The following is a 333-nucleotide window of genomic DNA, read 5'->3' as shown; positions in this document are numbered from 1 at the left end:
CGCCACCGCCACCCCCAGATCCGCGAGACTGAGCCTCATTGACGGTGATGTTGCGGCCGTCGAGGTTCTGGCCGTTCATTGCTTCGATCGCATCCCTCATAGCCTGCTCGTTGCCGAAGGTGACGAAGCCGAAGCCCCTGGACCTCCCAGTCTCACGGTCGTTGATGATCTTCGATTCGATGATCTCACCATACTGAGAAAAGGCCCTCTCCAGCGCATCATTGTCGGTGGCCCACGCGAGCCCTCCGACGAAGCAACGGTACTCGATCTCCGCAGAGGCCATGGCTACCAGAAACAGAAAAACAGAGAAACTATAATTTTAGGAGAAAGGTA

General features: G+C 56.2%; 1 protein-coding gene. It reads right to left on the bottom strand.

Features of this window, described 5'->3' with window-relative positions; translation table 11 throughout:
- The coding region (locus tag GFJ41_RS21295; RefSeq protein WP_206001630.1) for an RNA-binding protein at positions 1-283 on the bottom strand (283 nt) is incomplete at its 3' end.
- Positions 284-333 lie beyond the last annotated feature (50 nt).

Source organism: Paraclostridium dentum, assembly GCF_012922555.1.
In the GTDB taxonomy this organism is placed as follows: domain Bacteria; phylum Bacillota; class Clostridia; order Peptostreptococcales; family Peptostreptococcaceae; genus Paraclostridium; species Paraclostridium dentum.
This window is presented reverse-complemented; position numbering and strand designations above follow the sequence as displayed.